This window comes from Natrinema sp. 1APR25-10V2, from assembly GCF_031626495.1.
Classification (GTDB): Archaea; Halobacteriota; Halobacteria; order Halobacteriales; family Natrialbaceae; genus Natrinema.
The window spans coordinates 1-858 of sequence record NZ_JAMQOJ010000019.1 but is presented as its reverse complement, the minus strand read 5'-3'; the positions used below and the strand labels follow the sequence as shown (position 1 = coordinate 858).

Genomic DNA, 858 nt, shown 5'->3' with positions numbered 1-858 from the left:
GCGCCGATCGGTGACCTCGTCGATGAGATGGACGCGCTGACGATGGACGAGGAGTCGTTCGTCGAGTTGATCCTCTCGGACATGCCGCCGCGACCGGCCAACTACGAGGACATCATCGCGACGAACCTCGGTCAACGGGAGGCCGACGACGACGAGGCGTTCGAACTCGAGCTCGGGCCGAACAACTGCGCGGCGAGCCAGGAATCGCTCGCGGGTGACTAACCGGGCCGATGGTCGCTGATCCAGTACCGCTCCAGCTGGCCGCCGAGCTGTTCCCCAACGGGATCAGTCGCTACGCCGTCGGCGGAATGCTCGTCGGTCTCGGCACGGTCGTCATCTACGTCGGGACCGGCATCCCCGCCGGCGCCAGCACCTTCCTCGAGTCGACGCTGTCGTACGTCTCCGGCCAGTCGCGGTTCCAGCAGTACGTCTCGTCTCGAGACTGGCGCGTCGTGTTCACGCTCGGGATCATCCTCGGCGCGCTGGCGTTCGCGGCGACGGTTCAGTCGGGCGTGATCACGACCGCGCTCTACGAACCCGGGACGACCGGCACCCTGTACGAGGTCGGCGGCGTGACGCTGTGGACGACCGACGTCCAGGCCTGGCGGCTGCTGGTCGGCGGCGTCTTCGTCGGCATCGGCACCCGCATCGGCAAGGGCTGTACGTCCGGCCACGGCGTCTGCGGCGTCGGTTCGGCGTCGAAGACCTCGCTGGTCGGCGTCGTGACGTTCCTGACCGTCGCGATCGTCACCGCTCAACTCGTCGCCGCACTGGGGGTGTCACCATGAGCGGCGATCGCCATCCCCTGTTCATGCCGCTGGTCCTCGTCGGCGGCCTGATCTTCGGCTTCGGGCTCGG

1 protein-coding gene and 2 pseudogenes are annotated in these 858 nt (G+C 67.9%); all 3 read left to right on the top strand.

What is annotated here, in order from left to right; all coding sequences use genetic code 11:
- A pseudogene (locus NDO75_RS27690) lies at positions 1-222 on the top strand (MBL fold metallo-hydrolase); the annotation flags it as partial.
- A gap of 8 nt (positions 223-230) precedes the next feature.
- Positions 231-788 carry a YeeE/YedE family protein gene (locus tag NDO75_RS27685; RefSeq protein WP_310909761.1) on the top strand — a complete coding sequence of 186 codons (558 nt, stop codon included), beginning with the start codon at positions 231-233 and terminating at the stop codon, positions 786-788.
- A pseudogene (locus NDO75_RS27680) lies at positions 785-858 on the top strand (YeeE/YedE family protein); the annotation flags it as partial. The gene NDO75_RS27685 and the pseudogene NDO75_RS27680, both read left to right, overlap by 4 nt.